Annotated in this window: 22 protein-coding genes; 12 read left to right on the top strand and 10 right to left on the bottom strand. The window is 66.9% G+C overall.

Features of this window, described 5'->3' with window-relative positions; translation table 11 throughout:
• Window positions 1-214: 214 nt before the first annotated feature.
• Window positions 215-1,693, bottom strand: a complete 1,479-nt coding sequence (glpK, locus tag ACOOHP_RS15370; protein ID WP_420467364.1) for a glycerol kinase GlpK — start codon at window positions 1,691-1,693, stop codon at window positions 215-217.
• Window positions 1,694-1,779: 86 nt separating this feature from the next.
• Between glpK and ACOOHP_RS15365 the strand changes: the two genes are divergently transcribed.
• The 5 genes from ACOOHP_RS15365 to ACOOHP_RS15345 all read left to right on the top strand — a co-directional run bounded on the left by ACOOHP_RS15365 (window position 1,780) and on the right by ACOOHP_RS15345 (window position 7,607).
• Complete coding sequence (locus tag ACOOHP_RS15365; protein ID WP_420467363.1) at window positions 1,780-2,709, top strand: lysophospholipase; 930 nt, start codon at window positions 1,780-1,782, stop codon at window positions 2,707-2,709.
• Between the two features lie 50 nt (window positions 2,710-2,759).
• Window positions 2,760-3,548 (top strand): DUF547 domain-containing protein, encoded by a 789-nt coding sequence (locus tag ACOOHP_RS15360; RefSeq protein WP_420467362.1) that lies wholly within the window; start codon window positions 2,760-2,762, stop codon window positions 3,546-3,548.
• 244 nt (window positions 3,549-3,792) lie between these two features.
• On the top strand, window positions 3,793-4,413 hold the full coding sequence (locus ACOOHP_RS15355) for a hypothetical protein (protein ID WP_420467361.1): 621 nt from the start codon (window positions 3,793-3,795) through the stop codon (window positions 4,411-4,413).
• A 355-nt stretch (window positions 4,414-4,768) separates the two neighbouring features.
• Complete coding sequence (locus tag ACOOHP_RS15350; RefSeq protein ID WP_420467360.1) at window positions 4,769-5,230, top strand: hypothetical protein; 462 nt, start codon at window positions 4,769-4,771, stop codon at window positions 5,228-5,230.
• A gap of 445 nt (window positions 5,231-5,675) precedes the next feature.
• Entirely contained in the window at window positions 5,676-7,607 is a 1,932-nt protein-coding gene (locus tag ACOOHP_RS15345; RefSeq protein ID WP_420467359.1) for a diguanylate cyclase, read from the top strand.
• A 72-nt stretch (window positions 7,608-7,679) separates the two neighbouring features.
• Here ACOOHP_RS15345 and ACOOHP_RS15340 read toward each other — a convergent pair whose 3' ends face one another.
• Together ACOOHP_RS15340 and ACOOHP_RS15335 are read right to left on the bottom strand one after the other, a co-directional pair.
• Complete coding sequence (locus tag ACOOHP_RS15340; protein WP_420467358.1) at window positions 7,680-8,930, bottom strand: multifunctional CCA addition/repair protein; 1,251 nt, start codon at window positions 8,928-8,930, stop codon at window positions 7,680-7,682.
• Window positions 8,927-10,891: a transglycosylase SLT domain-containing protein gene (locus ACOOHP_RS15335; protein ID WP_420467357.1), complete on the bottom strand. Its 1,965-nt coding sequence runs from the start codon at window positions 10,889-10,891 to the stop codon at window positions 8,927-8,929. Before ACOOHP_RS15335 ends, ACOOHP_RS15340 begins: the two co-directional genes overlap by 4 nt.
• Before the next feature lie 93 nt (window positions 10,892-10,984).
• Here ACOOHP_RS15335 and ACOOHP_RS15330 point away from each other — a divergent pair, with 93 nt between their 5' ends.
• Both ACOOHP_RS15330 and ACOOHP_RS15325 read left to right on the top strand, forming a co-directional pair.
• Window positions 10,985-11,779, top strand: a complete 795-nt coding sequence (locus ACOOHP_RS15330) for a sulfite exporter TauE/SafE family protein (protein WP_420467356.1) — start codon at window positions 10,985-10,987, stop codon at window positions 11,777-11,779.
• 111 nt (window positions 11,780-11,890) lie between these two features.
• Window positions 11,891-12,283, top strand: coding sequence for a hypothetical protein (locus ACOOHP_RS15325; RefSeq protein WP_420467355.1), 393 nt, complete (start codon window positions 11,891-11,893; stop codon window positions 12,281-12,283).
• Between the two features lie 46 nt (window positions 12,284-12,329).
• Here ACOOHP_RS15325 and ACOOHP_RS15320 read toward each other — a convergent pair whose 3' ends face one another.
• The 4 genes from ACOOHP_RS15320 to hrpB all read right to left on the bottom strand — a co-directional run bounded on the left by ACOOHP_RS15320 (window position 12,330) and on the right by hrpB (window position 17,446).
• On the bottom strand, window positions 12,330-13,271 hold the full coding sequence (locus ACOOHP_RS15320; protein WP_420467354.1) for a LysR substrate-binding domain-containing protein: 942 nt from the start codon (window positions 13,269-13,271) through the stop codon (window positions 12,330-12,332).
• Between the two features lie 141 nt (window positions 13,272-13,412).
• Window positions 13,413-14,348 carry an oxygen-dependent coproporphyrinogen oxidase gene (gene hemF / locus ACOOHP_RS15315; RefSeq protein WP_420467353.1) on the bottom strand — a complete coding sequence of 312 codons (936 nt, stop codon included), beginning with the start codon at window positions 14,346-14,348 and terminating at the stop codon, window positions 13,413-13,415.
• Entirely contained in the window at window positions 14,345-14,899 is a 555-nt protein-coding gene (locus ACOOHP_RS15310; protein ID WP_420467352.1) for an L-threonylcarbamoyladenylate synthase, read from the bottom strand. Before ACOOHP_RS15310 ends, hemF begins: the two co-directional genes overlap by 4 nt.
• Window positions 14,900-14,947: 48 nt before the next feature.
• Window positions 14,948-17,446: an ATP-dependent helicase HrpB gene (hrpB, locus tag ACOOHP_RS15305; RefSeq protein ID WP_420467351.1), complete on the bottom strand. Its 2,499-nt coding sequence runs from the start codon at window positions 17,444-17,446 to the stop codon at window positions 14,948-14,950.
• Window positions 17,447-17,569: 123 nt separating this feature from the next.
• Here hrpB and ACOOHP_RS15300 point away from each other — a divergent pair, with 123 nt between their 5' ends.
• Window positions 17,570-17,812: an antitoxin VapB family protein gene (locus tag ACOOHP_RS15300; RefSeq protein ID WP_420467350.1), complete on the top strand. Its 243-nt coding sequence runs from the start codon at window positions 17,570-17,572 to the stop codon at window positions 17,810-17,812.
• Window positions 17,797-18,195 (top strand): type II toxin-antitoxin system VapC family toxin, encoded by a 399-nt coding sequence (locus ACOOHP_RS15295; RefSeq protein WP_420467349.1) that lies wholly within the window; start codon window positions 17,797-17,799, stop codon window positions 18,193-18,195. The genes ACOOHP_RS15300 and ACOOHP_RS15295 overlap by 16 nt, the downstream gene beginning before the upstream one ends.
• Before the next feature lie 190 nt (window positions 18,196-18,385).
• Here ACOOHP_RS15295 and yjgA read toward each other — a convergent pair whose 3' ends face one another.
• From yjgA to ACOOHP_RS15280, 3 genes are read right to left on the bottom strand one after another with little or no spacing between them, the layout of a single operon-like run.
• The gene (gene yjgA / locus ACOOHP_RS15290; RefSeq protein WP_420467348.1) at window positions 18,386-18,958 is read right to left on the bottom strand and encodes a ribosome biogenesis factor YjgA; all 573 of its coding nucleotides are present in this window, start codon (window positions 18,956-18,958) and stop codon (window positions 18,386-18,388) included.
• Between the two features lie 31 nt (window positions 18,959-18,989).
• Complete coding sequence (locus ACOOHP_RS15285) at window positions 18,990-19,694, bottom strand: MOSC domain-containing protein (protein ID WP_420467347.1); 705 nt, start codon at window positions 19,692-19,694, stop codon at window positions 18,990-18,992.
• Window positions 19,691-20,554, bottom strand: coding sequence for an alpha/beta fold hydrolase (locus tag ACOOHP_RS15280; RefSeq protein WP_420467346.1), 864 nt, complete (start codon window positions 20,552-20,554; stop codon window positions 19,691-19,693). Before ACOOHP_RS15280 ends, ACOOHP_RS15285 begins: the two co-directional genes overlap by 4 nt.
• Window positions 20,555-20,782: 228 nt before the next feature.
• On the opposite strand from ACOOHP_RS15280, the gene ACOOHP_RS15275 reads away from it, so the two are divergent.
• The 3 genes from ACOOHP_RS15275 (at window position 20,783) to rpe (ending at window position 23,333) form a co-directional block, all read left to right on the top strand.
• Complete coding sequence (locus tag ACOOHP_RS15275) at window positions 20,783-21,544, top strand: peptidase (RefSeq protein WP_420467345.1); 762 nt, start codon at window positions 20,783-20,785, stop codon at window positions 21,542-21,544.
• A 75-nt stretch (window positions 21,545-21,619) separates the two neighbouring features.
• A complete protein-coding gene (locus tag ACOOHP_RS15270) occupies window positions 21,620-22,438 on the top strand; it encodes a tetratricopeptide repeat protein (protein ID WP_420467344.1) in 819 nt (272 codons plus the stop codon).
• A gap of 202 nt (window positions 22,439-22,640) precedes the next feature.
• Window positions 22,641-23,333 (top strand): ribulose-phosphate 3-epimerase, encoded by a 693-nt coding sequence (rpe, locus tag ACOOHP_RS15265; protein WP_420467343.1) that lies wholly within the window; start codon window positions 22,641-22,643, stop codon window positions 23,331-23,333.
• Window positions 23,334-23,391 lie beyond the last annotated feature (58 nt).

Below are 23,391 nucleotides of genomic sequence, written 5' to 3'. Positions count from 1 at the left end.
TTCAAACCTAAAAACGGCGATCAGCCACGGATCTCACGGATAACCACGAATCAAAACATGAACCTGCCGGGAATCTCTGCTTCACCGATCAGGGGCCTTGATCGGCGCTGGCAAGTGCCCGATTTTCAATCCGTGTGATCCGTGGCAATTGCTTTTTGCGGGCATGCGATGTTCAGCGCCAACGTCCGGCGTCGTGCGCCAGCGCCGCCGGGGCTCAGGCCGGCTGGCTGCGCACCCGCGCCACCGCGTCCAGCCAACCGGCATAGCGCTGCTCGGCCTGCGCGGGCTGGATACCCGGTTCGAAGCGTGCGTCCTCGGCCCATAACTGGGCGATCTGCTCCAGCGATTCGTACACGCCGGACTGCAGGCCCGCCGCGTAGGCAGCGCCGAGCGCGGTGGTTTCGACCATCGCCGGGCGCACCACGGTGATCTGCAGAATGTCTGCCAGCGATTGCGTCACGAAGTCGTTGACCACCATGCCGCCGTCGACGCGCAGTTCGGTGGGCGATAGCGCGTCCTCGCGCATCGCCTGCATCAGATCGCGGGTCTGGTAGCCGACGCTTTCCAGCGCCGCGCGCACGATGTGGGCAATGCCGGAGTCACGGGTCAAACCCAGGATGGCGCCGCGCGCCTCGGGGTCCCAGTACGGCGCGCCCAGGCCGGTGAAGGCCGGCACCAGATACACGCCCTGGGTGTCCTGCACCGAGCGCGCCAGCGCCTCGGTTTCGCCGGCGGCCTTGATCAGGTGCACGGCGTCGCGCAGCCATTGCACTGCGGCGCCGGCCACAAAGATGCTGCCTTCCAGCGCGAAAGTGGGCTTGCCGTTGAACTGGTAGGCGACGGTGGAGAGCAGGCGGTTTTTGGAGCGCACGCACTCGTCGCCGGTGTTGAGCACCATGAAGCAGCCGGTGCCGTAAGTGCTCTTGATCATGCCGGGCGCAAAGCAGGCCTGGCCGACCGTGGCGGCCTGCTGGTCGCCGAGCATGCCGCGGATGGGCATGGCGCCGTCGAACACGACCGGGTCGGTCAAACCGAATTCGGCGGCGCAGTCGCGAATCTCCGGCAGCAACGCCTTGGGCACGCCGAAGAAGGCCAGCAGTTCGTCGTCCCATTGCTGCGTGCGCAGGTTCATCAGCGCGGTGCGACAGGCGTTGCTGGCGTCGGTGGCATGCACGCGACCGCTGGTGAGGCACCACAGCAGCCAGCAGTCGACGGTGCCGAAGGCCAATTCACCGCGCTCGGCGCGCTGACGTGCGCCGTCGACGCGATCCAGGATCCAGGAGATCTTGGTGGCGGAAAAATACGGGTCCAGCAGCAGGCCGGTGCGTTCGGAAAGCCAGTCACTGCGATCGGCGTAGCGCGCGCAGAACTCGGCGGTGCGGCGGTCCTGCCAGACGATGGCGGGATGAATCGGCGCGCCGGTGGCGCGATCCCACACCACCGTGGTTTCACGCTGGTTGGTGATGCCGATGCCGGCAATGTCGCGCGCGGTGAGCTTGGCCGCCTTGAGCGCGCCCAGCACGCAGGCCACCACGTCGTCGCGGATGCGCAGTGCATCGTGCTCGACCCAGCCGGGCTGCGGATACGACTGCGGCAGTTCGATCTGGTGAACGCCGAGCTTGCGACCGGCCGCGTCGAAGACGATGGCGCGGCTGCTGGTCGTGCCCTGGTCGATGGCCAGCAAGGCTTGCATGGAACACTCTCCTCGGTTTGTGGAACACTCCAACCACACCCACGATAAGCGCCGACCACGGCGCAGGGCATCACGGGACCTGGACTGTGAGTGCGACCGAATATCAACTGAAAGTCAACCGCGAGTCGGTCGCGTTCGTGCGCTGCTGGATGCCGGCGCAAGCACCGCAGGCCTGCGTGCAGATTGTTCACGGCATGTCGGAACATGGCGGCCGTTACGCGCGCTTCGCCTCTGCCCTGAACAAGGCCGGTTTCGCGGTGTTTGCGCAAGACCTGCCGGGACACGGCCGCAGCGCACGCGCGCCGGATGAGCTCGGACATTTTGCCGACGATCATGGTTGGCGTCTGGCGCTGCAGGCGATCCGCGCGGTGCAGGTGGATATCCGCGAGAAGCATGCCGGCCTGCCCTTGCTGCTGTTCGGCCACAGCCTGGGCGGACTGCTGTCGCAGGACTACATCGTCCATCACGGACGTGAGATCGCCGCCTGCGTGCTGTCTTCCACCACCGGCAGCATGGGCCTGATGCGCTCGATCGGCCTGGGTTTGATGACGGCGGAAAAAGTCTGGGCGGGACCGCGCCACCGCAGCGCACTGGCCGAGGCGCTGTCGTTCAAGGCCTTCAACCGCAAGTTCAAACCCAACCGAACCGACTTCGACTGGCTGTCGCGCGACGCCGAAGAGGTGAATCGTTACGTCGACGATCCGCGCTGCGGCTTTCGCGCGTCCACCGAGCTATGGCTGGAACTGCTGGCGATCGGCGCACGCCTGCGCGAACCGGTGCGGCTGGCGCGCATCCCCAAGACCCTGCCGATCCTGCTGATCGCCGGCAGCGATGATCCCGCCACCCAGGGTCTCAAGGGGCCACGCGCGCTGGAGCAGGCCTATCGCAGCGCTGGCATCGAAGACGTGACGCTCAAGGGCTACGAAGGCGCGCGTCACGAACTGCTCAACGACTTGTGCCGCGAACAGGTCACGGCAGATATCGTGCAATGGCTGCTCGACAAGGCACCGGCTTGAATCGCGCAACGCGGGCGCGCCCATGGGCATGGTGCTTCGCCGTGGTCTTGATGGTCGGCGCTTCCAGTGCGGTCGTCGCCGCGCCCAAAGCCGAGCTGTGGGAACGCTGGACGCGGCATGACGCCAACTCCACGCGCGTACTCAACCATGAGCTGTGGGCGCGCTTTCTGCAGCGTTACGTGGTGACCTCGGCCGACGGCATCAACCGTGTGAAGTACCGCGAAGTCAGTGTCGACGACAGCGGCTTTCTGCGCGTGTACCTGGACCAGTTGCAGCGCACGCCGGTGTCCACCCTGCGCCGCGAAGAACAACGGGCGTACTGGATCAACCTCTACAACGCACAAACACTCAAGCTGGTGCTGGACCGCTATCCGGTGAAGAGCATTCTGGACATCTCCATCTCGCCGGGCTTCTTCGCCAAGGGGCCCTGGGGCGCGCGGGTGATGAAGGTGGAGGACGAGTCACTGTCTCTGGACGATATCGAGCACCGCATCCTGCGACCGATCTGGCGTGACCCGCGCCTGCACTACGCGGTCAACTGTGGGTCGGTGGGTTGCCCGAGTCTGGCGCGCGAACCGTACACCGCCTCCAACACTGAAGCATTGCTGGAGGCCGGCGCGCGTGCCTACGTGAATCACTCGCGCGGCGTGAAAGTGGTCGATGGCCGTCTCTACGTGTCGAGCCTCTACACCTGGTACAAGCACGACTTCGGCCGCAACGACGCCGAAGTGATCGAACATCTGCGCCGCTACGCCGAGCCGGAACTGGCGGCACAACTGCAGGGCATCCACCGCATTGCCGGCGAAGACTACGACTGGGCGCTGCACGACGCCCGTTGAGCCCGCAACGGGTTCACCCGTCTGCCTGAAACCACCGCTGATCCTCGCCGTCGGCATCGACGCGCCGCTCGTCGAAGCTGCTCTTCAGTTGGGTCCGGCTTGCGCAAGTCTAGGTCCATCGGTTGCCCGGCAAGCACACCTTCAAGAACGACTTGAAACGCGCTTGAAGACCGTGCCTTGCGGGACACGCGATGCACTTTTCAGACACGTCTTTAATCAATCAATACTTGTGGAGGATGGAACCATGCGCAAAATTTCCCTGTTGGTCGCTGCCTCGGCGCTGTTCGGTGCCATGTCGGCACAAGCTGCCGGCGTCGCCGGCGGCGTGGTGGGTTCGGTCGCGGGCGCAGTGGGTGGCGTGCCGGTCGTCGGCGGCACGCTGGCAGGCGTGGTCGCCGGCATCGGTGGCAATGTGGGCGGCCAGGTCGGCAGTCTCCCCGCGCTCGGCAGCCTGCCCGTCGTGGGCGGCGTGCTGGGCTCCGCGAACGGTCAGCTCGCCGGCATCCCGGTGGTCGGCAGCATGCTCGGCAGCGCCTCCGGCGGCATCGGTGGCGGCGCGCTGCCGGGCCTGGATGGTCTGCCGGTTGTGGGCGGAATGCTGAGCGGCGGCGCGTTGCCCGGCCTGGATGGATTGACCAACGTCGGCGGCATGCTGGCAGGCGCGGTTGGAGGTGGCCTGCCCGGACTGGACGGCCTGCCCGTCGTCGGTGAGCTGGTCTCGGGAGTCGCTGGCGGTGGCGTACCCGGGCTGGGCAGCGTGCCTGGCGTCGGTGGCTCGGTGGGTGGCTCACTGACCGGCCTCAATGGCGTGCCCGTCGTGGGCGGTGTGGTGAACGGTGTGGTCGGCCAACTGCCAGCGCTGTAAGCGCTGACGCGCTATCTGCGATTGCGTGAACCTGCCCCGCGGACCGCAAGGTCCGCGGGGTTTTTGGTTTTGCCTGCGAAAAAAGTATTGAAAACCAGCGCGCGCTGATTCGCAACAAAGCGCTGTGATCTGCGAGACACCTCGCAAACGGTTGATCCCATGCCGCCGATATTGCAACCCAGGGAACAGGACATCGACGGCCGCATTGGCGACTTCAACGCAAACGCCGATGCACCTGCGACCTGCTGCGGAAGACAGGCGCAGCGACGACGACGTTCACCCGAATACGTCTTCGCAAACCTGCGCTTCCACAGTCTGCAGTGCCCACTCAACTCAAAGTTACGGAGAGATCGTCATGATGAAAAACATTTCTGTTTTGCTCGCTGCTGCAGCCCTGTTCGGTGCCGCTTCGGTTAACGCTGCAGGGCCCGGAGCAGGTGCTGGCGGCGGCCTCGCCAGTGGCCTCGGCGGTGCGCTCGGCGGCTTCGGCAATCTTGGTGTCGGAGCCGGCGCCGGCACCGGACTCAAGATCGGTGCCCTGCTGGCCGGCGCCGGCAACGGCCTGGTTGGCGTCGACGGCATTGTCGGCGGAACCCTGGGCGGCGCCCGTGGGCTGCCGGTTGGCGAGCTGATCGATGGCGTCGGCGATATTGGCCTGGGTGCCGGCGCTGGCGGCGGCGGCGTGCTCAAAGGCGTGATCGGCACCAGGGTGCTGAGCGACCTGGTGGCGGGCGTGGTCGTGACCGGCGCTGGCGGCGCAGGTGCCGGTGGTGGTGGCGGCGCAGGCGGTGGTAGTGGCTTGGGGCTCGGCAACTGAGCGGTGCGGTCTTTAAATAAGCTTGAAATCAGCATTCGCCCCGCCGTGCCTAGTGTGCAGCGGGGCTTTTCGCTCGGATAGTGACCCACAGCCGGCACCGGACTCTACGGATGAACGCAGGGAAGCGCTCCGACGCCGTAGCCAGTTGATCTACGGCTCAAAGTTTTTCGCGCCTCCAGGCTCTGCGGCGTAGCCGAATCAGGCAGTCCCGACAGGTTTCCTCAAGCGTCGGTGTGCCTTTGAAAATGCTGTTGGAGTGCCAGCGCTCAAGCCTGACAATAATTTCCACCACCAACCGCGCGTTCCATAGGCTGCCAAGGGGCACTTCGGCGCCTGCTGTACCGACCGTTCGTCACTTCGGGTCGAAGCTGGAACCGATCATGCAGTTCACGTTCGGCCTTTCGCCCGACACCAAGCACGAAAGCTTGCAGCCTAAGGCCAGTTCATGTCACCGATCTTCGACCTCGGCGTCAGCGCATTGCCGTTTCTGCCGCACGGTTATTGCATCCTGTGGGATCCGGCGCTGCTGTGGTCTTTCATCATTTCTCATGCCGTCATCGGGATTTCCTACTACTCCATTCCTCTGGCGATAGGCTGGTTCGCATATCGCCAGAAAGATCGGCGGTACAGCGGCGTGCTGTGGTTGTTCAGCGCTTTCATATTTGCTTGCGGGACGACCCATTTCATTGGTCTGATCAATTTCTTCACCCCAATTTACCGGGTTGATGCCGTCATCATGGCGGTAACCGCCGCCATCTCCGCAGGAACCGCGGTCGTCCTCTGGTCGCTGGTCCCAAAGCTAGCGAATTTCATCGATGAAGCTGGGCGGTCAAAACGCAGCCTGGAAGCCAGCAATAGAGAACTGGTTGATACGGTTGCCCTGCTGGATCGACAGCGGGCTGAAACGGCTGCGTCCGAGCATCGTTTCCGGCTGATTTTTGAGAACGCGCCGATGGGGCTGGCAATGGTCGGCCTCGACGGCCAGCTGCTCGATGTCAACACCTCCCTGTGTCGACTTTTGGGCTACACCGAAAAGGAGCTGCTCGGGAAATCCTTCCAGGAGATCACTCATCCCGATGATCTCGATGCCGATCTGGAAAACGTCAAACTGTTGACGGATGGCAAAGCAAAGTCTTACCGGATGGAAAAGCGCTACTTTCACAGCCTGGGTCAGGAAGTTTTGGCGCAGCTGGACGTGGTGGTGCTGCACGACCCACAAGGCCGGCCGCAGCAGTTCATATCACAGGTAATGGACGTCGGCGTGCGTCTCAGGGCCGAAAGAGAGCTGCGTGATTACGCTCTGCGACTCGAGAAAGGCCTGGCGACCCTAAAGCGCCAGAACGAGGAAATCTCGCTGCTGGGCGACCTCAGCACGGTCATGCAGACCTGCGAAAGCCTGGATGAGATGAGCGCCCCGATAAGCGAGTTTCTCGGCCGCATGCTTCTCGATTATTCCGGAGCCCTGTACCTGACTCACTCATCCCGGACCTTTCTCGAATTGACCGCCGCGTTCGGCCCCGGGCCAGTACAGCCCGAGACGTTCAGTCCCGCAGAGTGCTGGGCTCTGCGTCGGGAGCTAACGCACGCCAGCGGCGACGCTGGTCTTCGTTGCGCCCACATCAAGGGCGCGGCGAAAGCCAAGCGCACACTCTGCGTCCAGGTCAGTGGTCAAGGCTCATCGCTTGGCGTCCTGTACCTTGAGCCAGTGAACGCGAAGCAGGGCGCCCACGACCTGGATGACGAGCTGCACTTGACGCAACTGCTGAATCTGGTGGCTGACCGCATCGGACTTGCAGTAGCCAATTTGGCTCTTCGCGAAAAGTTGCTCGCCCAATCGGTTCGCGACCCGTTGACCAATCTCGTGAACCGTCGCTATCTGGAGGAAGTTTTGCCGCGAGAGCTCCATTTGGCAGAACGCGAACAACATTCGGTTGCTCTGATGATGATCGATGTTGATCACTTCAAGAAGTTCAATGACGACCACGGCCATGAAGCGGGGGACAAGGTGCTCCAGCAGATTGCAGCACAACTGTCGGGCAGCCTGCGGACCAGCGATATCGCCTGCCGATTGGGCGGAGAGGAGTTCACCCTGGTTCTGCCAAGAACGTCGCTCGATATCGCGATGCTGAAGGCCGAGGAGATTCGTCAAGGCGTGGCGCAACTGGCCTTGAGATTTCGTGGCATACCGCTCGGCCCCGTGACCATCTCGGTGGGGGTCGCCTGCTTTCCCGACGACGCGGAATCAATTGAATCCCTGATGGAAATTGCGGATAGCCGCCTGTATCAAGCCAAGCAGCAGGGCCGCAACCGAGTGGTTTGCACCCGTTGCGAAGCAACCGGCGGCGAGGGCTCAAACGAAGACGAGCCGACAGATTGAAGGGGGAGCGCCCGCCCCGAATTATCCTCATCGTCAAGTTGCGCCGACCTGGAAACCAGCGAACTGCATTAATCAGCCTTGGATCTGTTTCCAATCGGCGAGGCGCGCCAGCCGACGCCGACGAATTTCCTCGCCGACCGCTGCGCCGCTGAAACCGTCTGCTAACACGTCGGCATTTGAAACCTGCGCCGCCAGCCGCGCCTGGCGCAGCCAGTCGGTTTGCGGGTACTCACAGTTTTCGAAACCCAGACGCCCGCGCGCATCGCACTCGCAGCCCTGCAATGCCAGCTCGAAACGCTCGGGGCGGCGAAACGCATCCAGACGTTCCAACAATTCCAGCAGGGTGATGGCGCGCAACTCGCGCACGCGATGCACCAGCAAATGTTCTCGCGTCACCACCAGCGCGAGATCACGCGCGTTGGCAGGTACGCGCAGACGTTCGCAGAACTGGCGCACCAGCGGCACGCCGCGATGCTCATGTCCGATGTGTCGCGGCAACTCGGCCGAGGGCGTGACGGCCTTGCCCAGATCGTGCAGCAACGCAGCCACGCGCACGTCGAGGCCATGACCGGCACGCACGGCGGCGTCCACGCACATCAGGGTGTGGATCAGCGTATCCACTTCGGGGTGATAGTCGGCGCGCTGCGGCACGCCGTGCAGCGCGGCCAGTTCGGGCATCACGCGCGCCAGTGCGCCGCAGTCGTGCAGCACGCGGAAATACACGCTGGGAAAGGCGGGGGCGGGCAGGCCGGCACGCTGGGTTTCGATCAAGGCGCGCTCGGTCTCTTTCCACACTCTTTCGGCGACGAGATGATCGACTTCGCCGGCCGCCACCATCTCGCGCATCAACACCTGGGTTTCGTCGGCGATGCGAAAACCCAGCGGAGCAAAGCGCGCGGCAAAGCGCGCGATGCGCAGCACGCGCAGCGGGTCTTCGGCAAAGGCTGGCGAGACGTGTCGCAGCAGGCGCGCGTCGAGATCCTGGCGACCGCCGTGCGGATCGACCAGCCTGCCGTGCGCGTCCTCGGCGATGGCGTTGATGGTCAGATCGCGCCGCCACAGATCATCCTCCAGGCTCACTTCGGGACCGGTGTGGAAGGTGAAGCCGTGATAGCCGTGCCCGGACTTGCGCTCGGTGCGCGCCAGCGCGTGTTCTTCCCGGGTCTGCGGATGCAGGAACACCGGGAAATCCTTGCCCACCGGCCGGTAGCCCTGCGCGATCATGTCCTCGGGCGTGGCGCCCACCACCACCCAGTCGCGCTCGCTGACCGGCAGGCCGAGCAGACGGTCGCGCACGGCGCCGCCGACCAGGTAGGTCTTCACGGCGCGCCGGACGCCAGCGACTCGAAGTCCGACGAGATCGGCGTCAGCAGTGGCGTGATGCGTTGCGGCTCGCCGCTGGCCTTCCAGCCGAACACGGTGCTGTTCCAGACGATGCGCTGGATGTAGTTGCGGGTTTCGTTGAACGGCACGTTCTCGATCCACACATCGGTTTCCATCGACGTGTCCGGCAGCCAGCGCCGCACCGCGTTGGGGCCGGCGTTGTAGGCGCCCAGCACCAGCACGAAGCGGGCGCCGAAGCGCTCGAACTGCTCGCGCATGTACGCGGTGCCCAGTCGCAGATTGGTCGCGGGGTCGAACAGATCTTCGATGGAAGGGCTGGCGAAGCCGTTGCGCCTGGCCACGTTGCGTGCGGTAGCCGGCAGCAGTTGCAGCAGCCCGCGCGCATTAGCCGAAGAACGCGCACGCGGGTCGTACAGGCTTTCCTGGCGCATCACGCTCCACACCCACTCCGGCGGCAGCTCCACCTGTTGCGCGGCGCGTACGAGGTCGGCCTGATAGGCGGCGGGCCGCGGATACAGCAGGTCGTAGTCGTCGAACACCTCGGCGCGGGTGGACGTGGCCACCGCCATAAAATGCCAGCCCCAGCTCGAAGCCACGCGCGCCGCTTCCAGCAGATGCTGCGCGTCGAGATCGGCGGTCGCCTCGTTCCACTCGCTGCGTGCCCAGGCCGGCTGCTCGATCAACCAAGCTTCGCGTGTGCGCACAAAGCCTGGCATCGCAGCAAGGCGCAGCTGGGCGGCTTCTGATTCGGGGCGCTGGGGTTGCTGTGGCAGATACGCACGATCCAAACGCTCGGCGGCGAGCACGGCGTAATAGCCGTTGTCCTGCACCAGCGATTCGTAATCGACCTGCGCGAGCTGCGCCTGGCCCAGCTTCTCGGCGCTGCGCGCGCGCCAGTAACGCCAGCGTGGCTGCGCGAGCAATTCCGGTGTCATCTGTGCAATCCACTGCGCCGCCAATTCCCAGTCGCCCGCCCACAGCGCCGCGCGCACGCGCCACTCAAAGCCACGCTCGTCCAGCGCTTCCACCGGCACCTGGCGAAAGCTGTCGACCGTTTGCGGCAGGCGGCTCCAGGATTGGTTGAGCGCGATCTCGCGGCGCAGCTCGCCCGGCGTTGCCGGCGACTGCAGGGAGCAGGGCTGACCGCAGTCCGCCTCGAACCGGGCGACGATGGCGCGCGCGCTGTCGCGGTCGCTACGTGCGAGCTTGGCGAAGGCATCGTAGATCGCACGCGGCTCCAGGTTCTGGGCGTAGGCGCGATCCAGATGCGCTGCCGGATTGGCCAGCACGTCCACCCACAGCTGGTAGTAGCCGCGCTGCGCTTCGGGCAGCAGCTTGATCAGATACCGGGCGAGGCCGAGGTTGGCCGCCTCCAGCGCCAGGCGCGTGCGGGTGGCGATCTCCTCCACCGTGAGCGCGCCCTGGGCCCGCAGCCAGTCGATCTTGTCGGTGCAGGACTCGGGCAGGCTGCTGCCAGTGCGCCAGATCTCCAGCGCCGATGGGAACAGTTCGGCGCCGGCACCCGCGGCGATGCGCGCGTTCAGATGATGGCAGCGCAGCGAGGTGTCGGCGCGGGCGTCCAGATAATGCGCCTCGAAGCGTGCCCAGTCCTTGCGCTCGGCCAGTTGCTTGAGCCAGGCGGTGCGCAGGCGCCGAGTCCACGGCGCGTCGCCATAGCGGGTCAGGAAGGCTGCGACTTCGGTCTCTATTGCGGCGTCGGGCTGCGGACGCGCGAGCCGCCACTGCAGGCGTTCGGCCTGCAGATAGGGATACAGCGGGTACTCGCGCAGCGCCGCCGGATCGGCCTCGGTGGTGGGGCCGCGCGGCACTGCTTCCAGCGCCTGCTGAAAAGCGGCGCGGACAGGCGCCAACGGATCGGGGGCGGCATGGCCGGCAAACGACAGCAGCCAGGCCATGACGGGAACGACGATACGGAGCATGGCGACGGGGATAGCCTTAGGATGCGCGGCTTCATTGTAAGAAGCACTGACGGGCGCGGCATGTTGACACGCCCAGTGCGGACCCCTGGGCTCATGGATTTGTTCCTCATCTTTGTGCTGACCGGCGCGGTGGCGGGCGTGCTCGCCGGCCTGTTCGGCATCGGCGGCGGCATGATCATGGTGCCGGCGTTGGCGCTGATCCTGCCCACCCAGGACGTGCCCGCCGACATCGTGATGCACGTGGCGCTGGGCACTTCGCTGGCGGTGATCGCCGCCACCTCGATCAGCTCCACGCTCACCCACCATCGCCGCGGCGGCGTGCGCTGGGACGTGCTGCGCTGGTTCGCGCCCGGCCTGGCGATCGGCGCGGCCGTCGGAGCGTTCGTCGCCGACGCCCTGCCCGGATTGGCGCTACGCCGGCTGGTCGGCGTCAGCAGCCTGCTGATCGCGCTGCAGATGGCGCTGGACTACAAGTTCGGCGTGCTGGCGCGCCTGCGTACGCCGCAGCCACTGGAACTGGGAACCGCTTCCGGCCTGATCGGACTGCTGTCGTCGCTGATCGGCATCGGCGGCGGTTCGCTGACCGGCCCGTACCTGGCGCTGCGCGGCTTCGAACTGCGTCAGTCGGTGGGCACCGCGGCCGCCGGCGGCATACCCATCGCCTGGGCCGGCGCCATCGGCTACATCCTGGCCGGCTGGGGCACCGCCGGGGTACCGAACCCCGCGCTCGGCTATGTCAGCGTCAGCGCGTTTTTCTCGCTCGCCGTGATCGGCACCCTGGTCGCGCCGCTGGGCGCGCGCCTGGCGCACCGCCTCAAGCCGCGACACCTGCAACTGGGGTTCGCCTTCATGCTGCTGTGCGTGGGGCTGGAGATGTTGTTCGGCTGAGGGGTGGGGTCAGAACGTGACGATCAGATCGGTAAATATTTGCGGTAGCCGGATGCGATCACGACGCACTATGATTGCGCGGCCTGCTTTCGATCCTCGCGAAGCATTGCTATGAACATCACGCCCAAGACCATCGGCTACGCCATCCACCGTCTGCTGGCGGCGCGTGACGTGCAGCAGGGATGCACGGTTCCGCTGCGCGCCCTGGCCGAAGACTGGCCGCACACCCTGTTGCGCAAGACCGATCTGGGTGTGGGAATCGACGCCCTGCGCAAGTCAGGTCATGTAGCGCTGGAACATACGCCGGAAGGCCCGGTGCTGCGCCTGCTGGACGAGCAATTCGGGATGATCCGCACGCTGCAGGATCGCGAGGCCGTTGCCACCCTGGCGCGACTGCGCGAGGCGCGTCGGCGTCCGAAGGCGCATGTGGCCGCCCTGCTCGGGGCCCGGCCGACCGGTCGCCGTCGGGGTGAGCCTGGGGCGGAGTCCCGCATCCCGGCCTGAACTTGCGGCGAAAGTGGGATTGGGCCCGCGCCCGAATCCGGCGACATCAGGTTTCGGCAACAGGTGCGTCGGGCAGAAAGCTCACCCCCTGCAGCGGCCCGTCCACGATGGCTTTGTGCAACACCTCGATCGCCTTGAAGCGCGGAAAGGTCTTGCGCCACACCAGCGCGATGCGCCGCGACGGCGCCTTGCCGGCGAACGGGCGCGCCACCAGCAGCGGCGATTCCTCCACCGGGCGATTCTCCACCGACGAGCGCGGCAGCACGGTCAGCCCCAGGCCGCCGGCCACCATGTGCCGGATGGTCTCCAGGCTGCTACCGGTATGCGGCTGCGGACCGGATGCGTCGGGGTCGATGCACTTGGGACAGGCCTCGATGACCTGATCGCGAAAGCAGTGCCCGGGGCCGAGCAACAGCAGCGATTCTTCGGCCAGCCGGCGCGCCGGAATCTGCGCATCCTGCGCCCATGGATGATCGGCCGGCAGCACGACCACGAAATCCTCGTCGAACAAGGGCCAGGCCGCGAGTCCTTGCTGCTCGATCGGGATGGCGACGCAGGCGACGTCGAGTTCGTTGTCGCGCATCTGCTCCATCAGCTTGGCGGTGAAGTTCTCTTCGATCACCAGCGGCATCTTCGGCGCGAGTTTGCGCAGGATCGGGATCAGGTGCGGCAACAGATAGGGCGCGACGGTGTAGATGGCACCGAAGCGCAGCGGACCCTTGAGTTCGTCCTGGCCTTCCAGCGCCAGGTCTTCGAGCAGCTTGGCTTCAGACAGCACGCGCTTGGCCTGCTGCACCACGCGCTCGCCGATGGGCGTGGGTTTGACTTCGCCGCGCACACGCTCGAACAGGGTCACGCCGAGCTGCTCTTCGAGCTTCTTGATGGCCACCGACAAGGTCGGCTGCGACACGAAGGAACGCTCGGCGGCGTGGCCGAAGTGGCGTTCCTTGTCCAGGTTCACGAGGTAGCGGAGTTCGGTGAGCGTCATGACCCTTGTTCCTCAACAGCGACGTCAAAAGAATCACGCAAAGGCGCTAAGGAAAGCGCAAAGACGCAAACAAGGTCAATTTTTCCTTGCGTCTCGGTGGTCTTTAAGCTTTTCTTTGCGCCCTTGCGTGATTCTTGCGCGTTAAAGCCAGTCGCGCGGATGCAGGTAATCGGTGAGCAGCTCCGCCTCCGGCGAACCCGGTTCGGGCTGCGCGTCGTAGCGCCAGCGCACTTCGGGCGGCATCGACATCAGGATCGATTCGCTGCGGCCACCGGACTGCAGACCGAACAGGGTGCCGCGATCCCACACCAGATTGAATTCCACGTAGCGGCCGCGGCGCAGCAACTGCCAGTCGCGCTCGCGCTCACCGTAGGGCGTACGGGTTCGCCGTTCAACGATGGGCAGGTAGGCCGGCAGGAAGCTGTCGCCGATGGCGCGGATCAGGGCGAAGCTGGCGGCGAATCCGTTCTCGTTCCAGTCGTCGCAGAACAGGCCGCCGATACCGCGCGTCTCGCCGCGGTGCTTGAGGTAAAAGTATTCGTCGCAGTGTTGTTTCAGGCGCGGATAGATCGAATCGCCGACGGCATCGCAAGCGTCCCGGGCGGTTTGATGCCAGTGCACCGCGTCCTCTTTGAACGGGTAATACGGCGTGAGATCGTAGCCGCCACCGAACCACCAGACCGGCGTGGCTCCGGCTTTCTCTGCCACCAGGTAGCGCACGTTGAGATGCGTGGTCGGCACGTAAGGATTGCGCGGGTGCAGCACCAGCGATACGCCCATGGCTCGAAATCCGCGTCCGGACAATTCGGGCCGCGCGGCGGTGGCCGAGGGCGGCAGGCGGTCGCCGTCGACCAGCGACAACGCCACCCCGGCGCGTTCGAACACCGCGCCACCTTCGAGGATGCGGGTGTCGCCATTGCCGCGCAGTGTGCTGTCCGGCGGCTTGCGCCAGGTGTCGGAGCGGAAACGCGCAGCGCCGTCGCGATCCTCGAGCGCAGCGCAGATGCGGTCCTGCAAGCCCCGCAGCCAGGCTTCGACCGAGGGCACGTCGGGTAGATCGGCTTCGGCAATACTCATCGCCGCAGAATATGCCCGGTCATGGCGTCGCGGATCGAGGTGGGTTTGTCCATGCCGCCCAGGGTGCCGGGCAGCAGCGCGTCCAGCGCGTCGCGAAAATACAGGCGCACCTGGGTGGCCGAGCGCGCCGGCGGGCGCGAGGCCGGGTTGGCACTGGTGGACACCAGCGCACCGCCAAAGGCCAAGCACAGCGCGCGCACGGTGTCGTGCGCAGACACCCGCACCGCCACCGAATCCTGGTCGCCGCTGATCCATTCCGGCGTGCGCGCGCTGCAGGGAAATACCCAGGTATTGGGGCCCGGCCAGGTCACCGCCGCACGCTTCCACACGGTCTTCGACGGCACGTCGATGAAGGGTTCGAGCTGAGCGGCGTCGGCCGCCACCACGATCAGGCCCTTCTGCCACTCGCGGCGCTTGAGATCGAGCAGACGCATGCAGGCGCGCTGGTTCCAGGGGTCGGCACCCAGCCCCCACACCGCTTCGGTGGGATAGGCGATGACGCCGCCACGGCGCAGGGCGGAGACAGCTTGGCGCAGGTGGATCGAATTCATGAATTGCGGCGTCGAGGCGGACCGGCTGGGGGTCGTATTGTCGCCCGATCAAGTCCCGCGCGGCTTGGCGCGATGCGTGGCCTGTGCCACGCGCGGATCCTCCGGCCAGGGATGGCGCGGATAGCGACCGCGAAGATCCTTGCGCACTTCCAGGTAACCGCGCGCCCAGAACCCGGCGAGGTCCTGGGTGACCGCGACCGGCCGCTGGGCCGGCGACAGCAGATGCATCACCACGCGGACCTGACCCTCGCAGACGCTGGGGGTGTCGGCGCTGCCGAACATTTCCTGCAGCTTCACTTCCAGTGTCGGTGCCGCCGGCGGCTGGTAGTGCAGGGCGCGGCGCTGGCCCGAGGGCACGCCCAGATGCGTCGGTGCCAGCCGCGCCAAGCGCTGCTGGGCGTCGTAGTCGAGCAGGCCGTGGAGAATGCCGGGCAGGTCCAGCGCGTCCAGATGCGCACGCCGCGTCACCCCGTCCAGGTAGGGCGCCAGCCAGCTTTCCAGGGTCGCGAGCAGGTTTTCGTCGCTGACGTCCGGCCAGTGGGCCTGCGGCTGCCAGGCGCGCAGGCTCAACACCCGCGCCTGCCACTGGCGTGCCGATTCGGTCCATGGCAGCGCCTGCAGTCCCAGGCTGCGGATGCCGTCGATCATCGCTGCGCGGCCGGCTTCGCCGGCATCGGCGATGCGGCGTGCCGACAGCACGATGGCCCCGAGTCGGCGCTGTTGTTCGGCGATCACGACCTGCTGCTGCGCATCCCAGCGCACCTCGCGCAGGCTGACGATGCGGGCGGCGTGGGCACGCAGCACCTGAGCTTCGTCGAGCGCCGCAGCCAGGCGGATACGGCGCTGCGGACCTGGCTCCCAGTGCGCGATGGCCAACCACGGGCTGCGCGACAGCGGATCGTGTTCGGGCAGGCGCGCTTCGCCGCCGTCGGTGCACAGAAAGGCGACGTCGCGCGCGCCGCGGCCGGCATCGCGCAGACCCTCGCGACGCCGGGCCAGGCGCTCGGGAAAGGCCAGAGACACCAGTTCGGCGACAGTCTCGGTGCGGTCGTCACCGGCGTCGGAGCTCGGGCGATCCTGACCCAGCAGGCGCAGGTACTGACGCACCGAATCGCCCAGTCGCCGCACCTGCGCGGGATCGCCGCGACCGGCGCGCGCCTGCTGCACGCGCGGCAGCAGATCGATGCTGCGATCGGCATCGCGCGCGTCCAGGGTCGCGGCCAGCCAGGCCCCGGTGGCGGCGACGCCCTGTTCGCGCGCCAGCATCAGCAGATGGGCGAGCCGTGGCGGCGCCGGCAGCCGCGCCAGCGCGCGGCCGTGTGCGGTGATGCGCCGCTCGCCGTCCACCGCGCCGAGCGCGGCCAGCAGGTCCTGCGCATAAGCCCAATGCGCACCGCCGGGTGGATCCAGCCATTGCAGTTCGGCCGGGTCGCGGCTGCCCCACAGCGCCAGTTCCAACGCCAGCCGGGTCAGATCGGCGGCCAGGATCTCGGCGCTGTCATGCGCCGCCAGCGCACCGTGCTGGTCCTGGCTCCACAAGCGATACGCGGTACCGGGACCGAGGCGCCCGGCGCGGCCGGCACGCTGGTCGGCGGAGGCGCGCGACACCCGCAAGGTGTCGAGCCGATTGGCGCCGGCACCGAGATCGAAGCGCGCCGCGCGCACATAGCCGCCGTCGACCACGGTGGTGACACCCTCCACGGTCAAACTGGTCTGCGCGATGTTGGTGGCCAGGATCACCTTGCGCCGGCCCTGCGCGTCCGGGCTCAGCGCCAGGTCCTGTTCGACCGAACCCAGCTCGCCGTAGAGCGGGCACACCGCCAGGTCGCGCACGCCGTGTTCCAGCCGCCGCTGGGTGGCGCGGATCTCGCGCGCGCCGGGCAGAAACGCCAGCACGTCGCCCGAGGTTTCGGCCAGTGCGCGCAGCACGCCCTGCGTCATTGCCTCGTCCAGGCGCAGGTCCGGTTTCTGCGGCAGGTAGCGCAGATCCACCGGAAACAGGCGACCGCCGGCCTCGATGATCGGCGCGCCGTCCAGCAGCGCCGACACCCGCTCGGTGTCCAGGGTGGCCGACATCACCAGCACGCGCAGCTCGGGTCGCAGGTTGGCGCGCACATCCAGGCTCAGGGCCAGGGCGAGGTCGGCGTCCAGGCTGCGTTCGTGGAACTCGTCGAAGATCAGCAGACCGACGCCGGGCAGTTCGGCGTCGGCCTGCAGGCGACGCGTGAGCAGCCCCTCGGTCACCACCTCGATGCGGGTGGCGTCCGACACTCGGCGCTCGAAACGGATCTGGTAGCCGACGGTCTGGCCCGGCGCCTCGCCCAGCAGCTGCGCCATGCGCGCGGCCGAAGCGCGCGCCGCCACCCGGCGCGGCTCCAGCATCACGATGCGCTGACCGGCCAGCCAGGGCTCGTCGAGCAGCGCCAGCGGCACCACCGTGGTCTTGCCCGAGCCTGGCGGCGCGGCCAGCACCGCGCGGCCCGGACCCGCCAGGGCACGGCGCAACGCCGGCAGCGCGGCGCCGACGGGGTAGTCGGGGAGTTTCATCGCGCCATTTTGCCGGAGTGCCGGACATCGGCCTGCACAGGGATGGGTGTCGCTTTCAACAAGACTAACAACTGCATGACTCGTGCTATCGTGCACTCATGCATTAAAGCGAGATTCGCGGCGATGAAGACCATCACCCTCACCGAAGACGCCTATGAGCGCCTTGCCGCGCTCAAGACCTCGCCCAGGGATTCGTTCTCCAAGGTCATCCTGCGCGTGGTGCCCAAGCGCGGAACCGCGGCGGAGATCCTGGCGGCCGTGCGCGAACTCCCACCGCTGACCGACGAACAAGCTCGGCTCATGGACGAGGCCACCGCCGATTTGCGCGACCCGAGCAACTGGCGCGACCCATGGGCTACCTCCTAGATACCCACTTTCTGGTCGGCCTGTGGCGCGAGCGAGAGCGCAGCATCGAAGCTCGCTTTCTCGATGCCAATGGCGACACCGTCATCGTCATGCCATGGATAGCGAAGGCCGAATTCATGGCCGGCGCGTTTTACGCGCAGCACGATCTCGCGAGCGTCGCCGGGTTCCTGGCGCCCTTCCCGCTGGCGCTACCCACCGCAGACACGCTCGACCGCTACGCGCAGGCGTTTGCGCTTCTGCGCCGGACCCAACATCACGTGGGCGCCAACGATCTCTGGATTGCGGCCACCGCGCTGGAGCGCGGCCTCCCGGTGCTGACCGGCAACGTCCGCGAATTCAGCCAGGTGGACGGCCTGCGGGTCATCGACTACGCGGCGGCGTGATCCGCGCCGACCCCTTCGAGCCCCCGGGGCAGGTCGGGCATTTCATCGTGCGTTTTTCGTCGGCATGCCCAGCGCGAAGCCGTGGAAACGGTGATCTGGCTGCACGACGCACGCAAGGTGCGCGACAAGCACGACGCGATTCGATTCGCTTCGATGCGTGCGGCGCGGTGCCGGCCTCGCGCAACGCGGGCTAGGCGCCGTCGTCTTCGGGCGCGTCCAGCAGCATCGGCGCGGCCCGTAGCACGCCGCGCAGCACCTGGAACAGTTCCTTGTAGGCGCGACTCTTGCTGCGCAGGGCGCCGCCTTCGGGCTGCAGCGCCTCCAGTTCGGCCAGCTCGCGCCGGGCCTTGCGCACCAGGTTGCGCAGGGGCTGGATCTGGCTGTGCGGATAGCGCGCAATCCAGTCGGTCATCGCGGTGTCGGCGGCCAGCAGGTCTTCGCGCCAGCGCTCGGCGTGGGCGAGCACGCGCGCTTCGCCGGTGCGGATGTCGATCAGCGCCTGGCGCGCGGGTTCGGCGTCGGTTTCGCGCAGCAGCCGGCCGATGAATTGCATGTGGCGGCGCTTGGCCTCGCGGGTGGGCATGCGGCCGTGCTCGCGCAGGGCGGCGCGCAGGCGATCGTCCATGGGCACGTTGGCAAGCTGGGCGCCGGACAGCTTGAGCAGTTCCACGCCGATCTCCTGCAGGTCGAGCATCTGCTGCTTGACCTGGGTCTTGCTGGGGCCGTCGTATTGGGGCGGATCGCGGTCGGTATAGCCGGTCATGTCGGGACTGGGTGGTGACTGGGGTGGTGCGTCAAGGGCGCGACGATGTGTCGGCCGGGGGGCTGTCGGCGACGCTATTGTCGTGCAGCCAGCGCGCGCGGGTGCGCAATCGTTCGGCCCAGGTGGCGTTCAGGCCCGGCAGGGCGGCGATCCGCAACAGCTCGGCGACCTGCGGCCGGTGCGCACGCATCAGGTTCAGGAACTGCTCCACGGTCGGCGCTTCGGGGTGGCGTTGCAGCAGGCGCAGCCGATCGCCCGCCTGCACCTGGCCAGCCTGCAGCACACGGTAGTACCAGCCGGTCAGGCCGCTGGCATCGACCCAGGCGCAGATGCCCTCCACCGCGAAGCGGGCATCGATCTTCCAGCACGGCCGCCGCGGCTGACACAGCTGCACCTGCGCACTGCCGAGTGCGTAGACATCGCCGATACAGACGTTGGACTGATCGGCGTGCTCGGTGGACAGGTTCTCGCCCATGGCGCCGGGCACGAATTGCGCGGCGAGGTCGGGAAAGGCCCGGGCCAGCCGCGCGTAGTTGGCGACCGGAAACTGATGCAATGCCTTGTCCGGTCCGCCGTGCACGCGCGGATCGCCCTGGGCGTCGCCGTCCAGGCCGATCACCGTCAGCCGGGCGGGTCCGTGCACCGCCTGCTTGAAGATGGCGGTAGGCCGGCCGTCGCCCGGCAGGGCTTGCACGCGGCCGACATAGACCGCGCTGACGACATCGCCGACGCTCATGCGGCGTCGGGATCGCGCAGGAAATCCGCCAGCACCGCGGCCAGGGCTTGCGGCGCTTCGAAATGCAGCATGTGGCCGGCATCCTCAATGGTCACCGCCCGGTGCCGGCGGAACAGGGCGCGGCGCCGCTCGACTTCCTCGCGCGGCAGGCTGTTGCGAAAGGCCGAGCGTCCAGCATCGACGAACAGCGTCGGCGCGGTGATCTGCGCCCATACGGCGTCGGATTCGGCCTGCCAGTACGTGCGCGGCATCTGCACCAGATGACGCGGGTCGGACTGCAGGCGCACGCGACCGTCCTCATCGGCCGCGCCCCAACACCGGGCGATGAACAGGCAACGTGCCTCGTCCAGGTGCGGATGGCGCCTGGCGACGCGCTCGGCCAGCGCTTCGAAACTGGCGTAGGACGGCGCCTCCAGCGGCTGGCGGGCGGCGTCCAGCCAGTTGCGAAAGCGCAGCGGCAGCGACGACGGGTCGCCGTCGGCGAGGAACAGTCCATCCAGGATCGCCAGGCGCTCGACCCGCTGCGGCCGCAGGCCGGCATACAGGCTGACGATCTGCGCACCCATGCTGTGGCCGATCAGGCCAACCGGCCGCTCCGCGGCGTAATGCTCGACCAGCCGATCCAGATCGGCGACGTAGTCGGGGAACCAGTAGCCCTGCTCGCTCCACTGGGTGAGACCGAAGCCGCGCCAGTCCGGTGCCAGCACCTGCACCGCCGGAATCAGCGCTTCGGCGACCGGCTCGAAGGTGGCGGATACGTCCATCCAGCCGTGCGCCACGAACACCATGGGTGCGTCCGGCGGCCCCCAGCGGCGCACGTGATAGCGCAGCCCGCGAATGTCGATGAAGTCGGATTGCACCGGCTTACCGTCCGGCCGCGGCAGCGGCCCTGAGGTCGGCCGCGAGCCTGCCGTAAGGTGGGCGTGGGTGGAAACTGCCAGGACTGGGGATCACGACGAAGGCTCCGCAAAACAACCATGAGTGTGCCTAGGCGCGACACCCCCAACAACCGCGCTGGCGCGCAACTTGCTGCGACGGCACTCGGCCCTCGGGTACTCTGTCATCCCCATTCCGGTGTTCGTCGCCCCATGACTTACTGCTGCGCGATCAAGGTCGACAACGGTCTCGTCTTCGCTGCGGATACCCGCACCAGCGCCGGGGTGGACGACGTGCGCACGTACAACAAGATGCACGTGTTCGAAAAAGCGGGGCAGTACACCTACATCCTGCTGTCTGCCGGAAACCTGGCCACCACGCAGTGGATCATGGCCAACCTGCAGCGCGACCTGGACAACCCCGAGGCCCCGCAAAGCCTGCTCAAGCTGCGGCATATGTACGACGTCGCCGAGTACGTCGGCGGGCTGTCGGTGCGGGCGCAGCGGGAATCCGCACTGCAGGCGGGGCAGAACACCGTGGATTTCCGCACCACGCTGATCCTGGGCGGACAGATCCTGGGCGAAGAACCGGCGCTCTACCTGATCTACCCCGAGGGCAACTGCATCTCCGCCTCGCCGGAGACGCCCTACCTGCAGATCGGCGAAAGCAAGTACGGCAAGCCGATCCTGGACCGCATCATCCGCACCCACATCACCCTGGAGGACGCCGCCCGCTGCGCGCTGGTGAGCCTGGATTCCACCATGAAGTCCAACCTCACCGTGGGCCCGCCGCTGGATCTGGCCATCGTGCCGCGCGACGCCCTGCGGGTGACCCACAAGCTGCGCCTGGACCTGGATACGCCCTACTACGCGGCGCTCAAGAAAGCCTGGGGCGAGGAGCTGGAGCGGGTGTTCCGCGACGCCCTGCCCAAGTTCGAATGGGAGCCCGACCCCCAGCAGCAGCAGATGCTGTGAGGCGTGTGGGCGCGGCGACCGGCGCCGGATAGTGCGCTACCGTGGCGCACGCCTGCGGCCGCGAGGAGGCCAGACATGACCCCCACCCTCAAGGGCATCAGCGTGCTTTGGCTCGGCCTGTGGACCGGCCTTGCCGGCGCCCAGGAAGGGGATCGCAGCGACTGGCTGCGCGATCCCGCACTGGGCAATTACCGCGCCTATGCCGAATTCAAGATGGCCAACTACGCCGCCGCGCGCACGGTGTGGGAAACCCTGGCGGAGGTGGGCAACGGCGATGCGCTGTTCAACCTCGGCGTGCTCGCCGAGGACGGACTGGGCGAAGCGCGCGATATGAACAAGGCCGAGGCGCTCTACACCAGCGCGGCAACCTCGGGCAATTTCAAGGCGCAGTACCGGCTCGGTCTGCTCTACGCCACCGGCGAACTGCTGGAAAAGAATCCAGACAAGGCGCGACATTTTCTGGGCCAGGCTGCGCAAGCCGGCGACCAGGATGCCGCCGACATGCTGACCGCCATGGATTCGCCGGATGCGGAGCTGACGCCGTTCCAGCAGGCCGAGCGACTGAGCAGCGAGGGCCGCCACGCGCAGGCGGCCGCGCGCTACGCAGAACTGGCGCAGGCCGGTCACATCACCGCACAAACCCGGCTGGCCTGGATGTACGAAGCGGGCCGCGGCGTGGAGCAGAATCTGGCCGAGGCGGCGCGGCGCTTCGCGCAGGCCGCCGAAGCCGGTGACGCCGATGCGCAGTACGCGCTGGCGGTGATGTTCCGCACCGGGCGCGGCCAGACGCGCAGCCTGCCTGACAGCCAACGCTGGCTGCGCCTCGCGGCGGAGCAGGGTCATCCGGCGGCGGTGGCGGCACTGGCTTCGGGGCGCAGCGCTGGCACTGACTGAGCGGCCTTGCGGGTGTGAACACCATCTCAACGCAAAGGCGCAAAGGAAAAAATAAGGACGCAAAGATGAGAGCTTCAAAAATCTGATTTTTGCGTCCTTTGCTTCACCTTCTTCCTTTGCGCCTTTGCGTTGAACGCTTCTGGCTTCCGACCACCGCACCGGGCCACTGGAATCCGGATGGGCGAAGCCGGAAACTGTGCGGATGCCCAAGTCCACCCTGCCCCCGCTGATCGCGCCGTCCATCCTGTCTGCCGACCTCGCCTGCCTCGGCGACGACGTCGCCGCGGTGATCGCTGCGGGTGCCGACTGGGTGCATTTCGACGTGATGGACAACCATTACGTGCCCAACCTCACCTTCGGCCCGGCGATCTGCGAGTCGCTGAAGAAGTACGGCATCAAGGCGACGATTGACGTACACCTGATGATCGAGCCGGTGGATGCGCTGGCACAGCTCTTTGCCAAGGCCGGCGCCGACGTGATCACCTTTCATCCGGAAGCCACGCGTCACGTGGACCGCAGCCTGCAGGCGATCCGCGACGCCGGCTGCAAAGCCGGGCTGGTGTTCAACCCGGCGACGCCGCTGGATGCGCTGACCTACGTGCTCGACAAGGTCGATGTGGTGCTGCTGATGTCGGTCAATCCGGGTTTTGGCGGGCAGAGCTTTCTGCCGTCGGCCTTGAAGAAACTGGCCGAGGCCCGCGCGCTGTTGGACCGCCATCGCGCCGAGACCGGCCGCGAGGTGCGGCTGGAGATCGACGGCGGGGTCAAGACCGACAATATCCGCGCGATCGCCGCCGCGGGTGCCGACACCTTTGTGGCCGGTTCCGCCATTTTTGGCGCCCCCGACTACGCGGCTACAATTGCGACCATGCGCGAACAGATCGCGCTGGCATGAAAAGCCGGGAGACGGGAGACGTGAGACGGGAGACGCAGACGGAGCAGTGGTGGCGATG

Source organism: Panacagrimonas sp., assembly GCF_965216805.1.
In the GTDB taxonomy this organism is placed as follows: Bacteria; Pseudomonadota; Gammaproteobacteria; order Nevskiales; family Nevskiaceae; genus Panacagrimonas.
This window is presented reverse-complemented; position numbering and strand designations above follow the sequence as displayed.

Excerpts from the sequence above, each read along its gene's own strand:
- glpK (WP_420467364.1), bottom strand. The coding sequence starts at position 1,693 with ATGCAAGCCTTGCTGGCCATCGACCAGGGCACGACCAGCAGCCGCGCC.
- ACOOHP_RS15360 (WP_420467362.1), top strand. The coding sequence starts at position 2,760 with ATGGTCGGCGCTTCCAGTGCGGTCGTCGCCGCGCCCAAAGCCGAGCTG.
- ACOOHP_RS15355 (WP_420467361.1), top strand. The coding sequence starts at position 3,793 with ATGCGCAAAATTTCCCTGTTGGTCGCTGCCTCGGCGCTGTTCGGTGCC.
- ACOOHP_RS15350 (WP_420467360.1), top strand. The coding sequence starts at position 4,769 with ATGATGAAAAACATTTCTGTTTTGCTCGCTGCTGCAGCCCTGTTCGGT.
- ACOOHP_RS15345 (WP_420467359.1), top strand. The coding sequence starts at position 5,676 with ATGTCACCGATCTTCGACCTCGGCGTCAGCGCATTGCCGTTTCTGCCG.
- ACOOHP_RS15335 (WP_420467357.1), bottom strand. The coding sequence starts at position 10,891 with ATGCTCCGTATCGTCGTTCCCGTCATGGCCTGGCTGCTGTCGTTTGCC.
- ACOOHP_RS15330 (WP_420467356.1), top strand. The coding sequence starts at position 10,985 with ATGGATTTGTTCCTCATCTTTGTGCTGACCGGCGCGGTGGCGGGCGTG.
- ACOOHP_RS15325 (WP_420467355.1), top strand. The coding sequence starts at position 11,891 with ATGAACATCACGCCCAAGACCATCGGCTACGCCATCCACCGTCTGCTG.
- ACOOHP_RS15320 (WP_420467354.1), bottom strand. The coding sequence starts at position 13,271 with ATGACGCTCACCGAACTCCGCTACCTCGTGAACCTGGACAAGGAACGC.
- hemF (WP_420467353.1), bottom strand. The coding sequence starts at position 14,348 with ATGAGTATTGCCGAAGCCGATCTACCCGACGTGCCCTCGGTCGAAGCC.
- ACOOHP_RS15310 (WP_420467352.1), bottom strand. The coding sequence starts at position 14,899 with ATGAATTCGATCCACCTGCGCCAAGCTGTCTCCGCCCTGCGCCGTGGC.
- hrpB (WP_420467351.1), bottom strand. The coding sequence starts at position 17,446 with ATGAAACTCCCCGACTACCCCGTCGGCGCCGCGCTGCCGGCGTTGCGC.
- ACOOHP_RS15300 (WP_420467350.1), top strand. The coding sequence starts at position 17,570 with ATGAAGACCATCACCCTCACCGAAGACGCCTATGAGCGCCTTGCCGCG.
- ACOOHP_RS15295 (WP_420467349.1), top strand. The coding sequence starts at position 17,797 with ATGGGCTACCTCCTAGATACCCACTTTCTGGTCGGCCTGTGGCGCGAG.
- yjgA (WP_420467348.1), bottom strand. The coding sequence starts at position 18,958 with ATGACCGGCTATACCGACCGCGATCCGCCCCAATACGACGGCCCCAGC.
- ACOOHP_RS15285 (WP_420467347.1), bottom strand. The coding sequence starts at position 19,694 with ATGAGCGTCGGCGATGTCGTCAGCGCGGTCTATGTCGGCCGCGTGCAA.
- ACOOHP_RS15275 (WP_420467345.1), top strand. The coding sequence starts at position 20,783 with ATGACTTACTGCTGCGCGATCAAGGTCGACAACGGTCTCGTCTTCGCT.
- ACOOHP_RS15270 (WP_420467344.1), top strand. The coding sequence starts at position 21,620 with ATGACCCCCACCCTCAAGGGCATCAGCGTGCTTTGGCTCGGCCTGTGG.
- rpe (WP_420467343.1), top strand. The coding sequence starts at position 22,641 with ATGCCCAAGTCCACCCTGCCCCCGCTGATCGCGCCGTCCATCCTGTCT.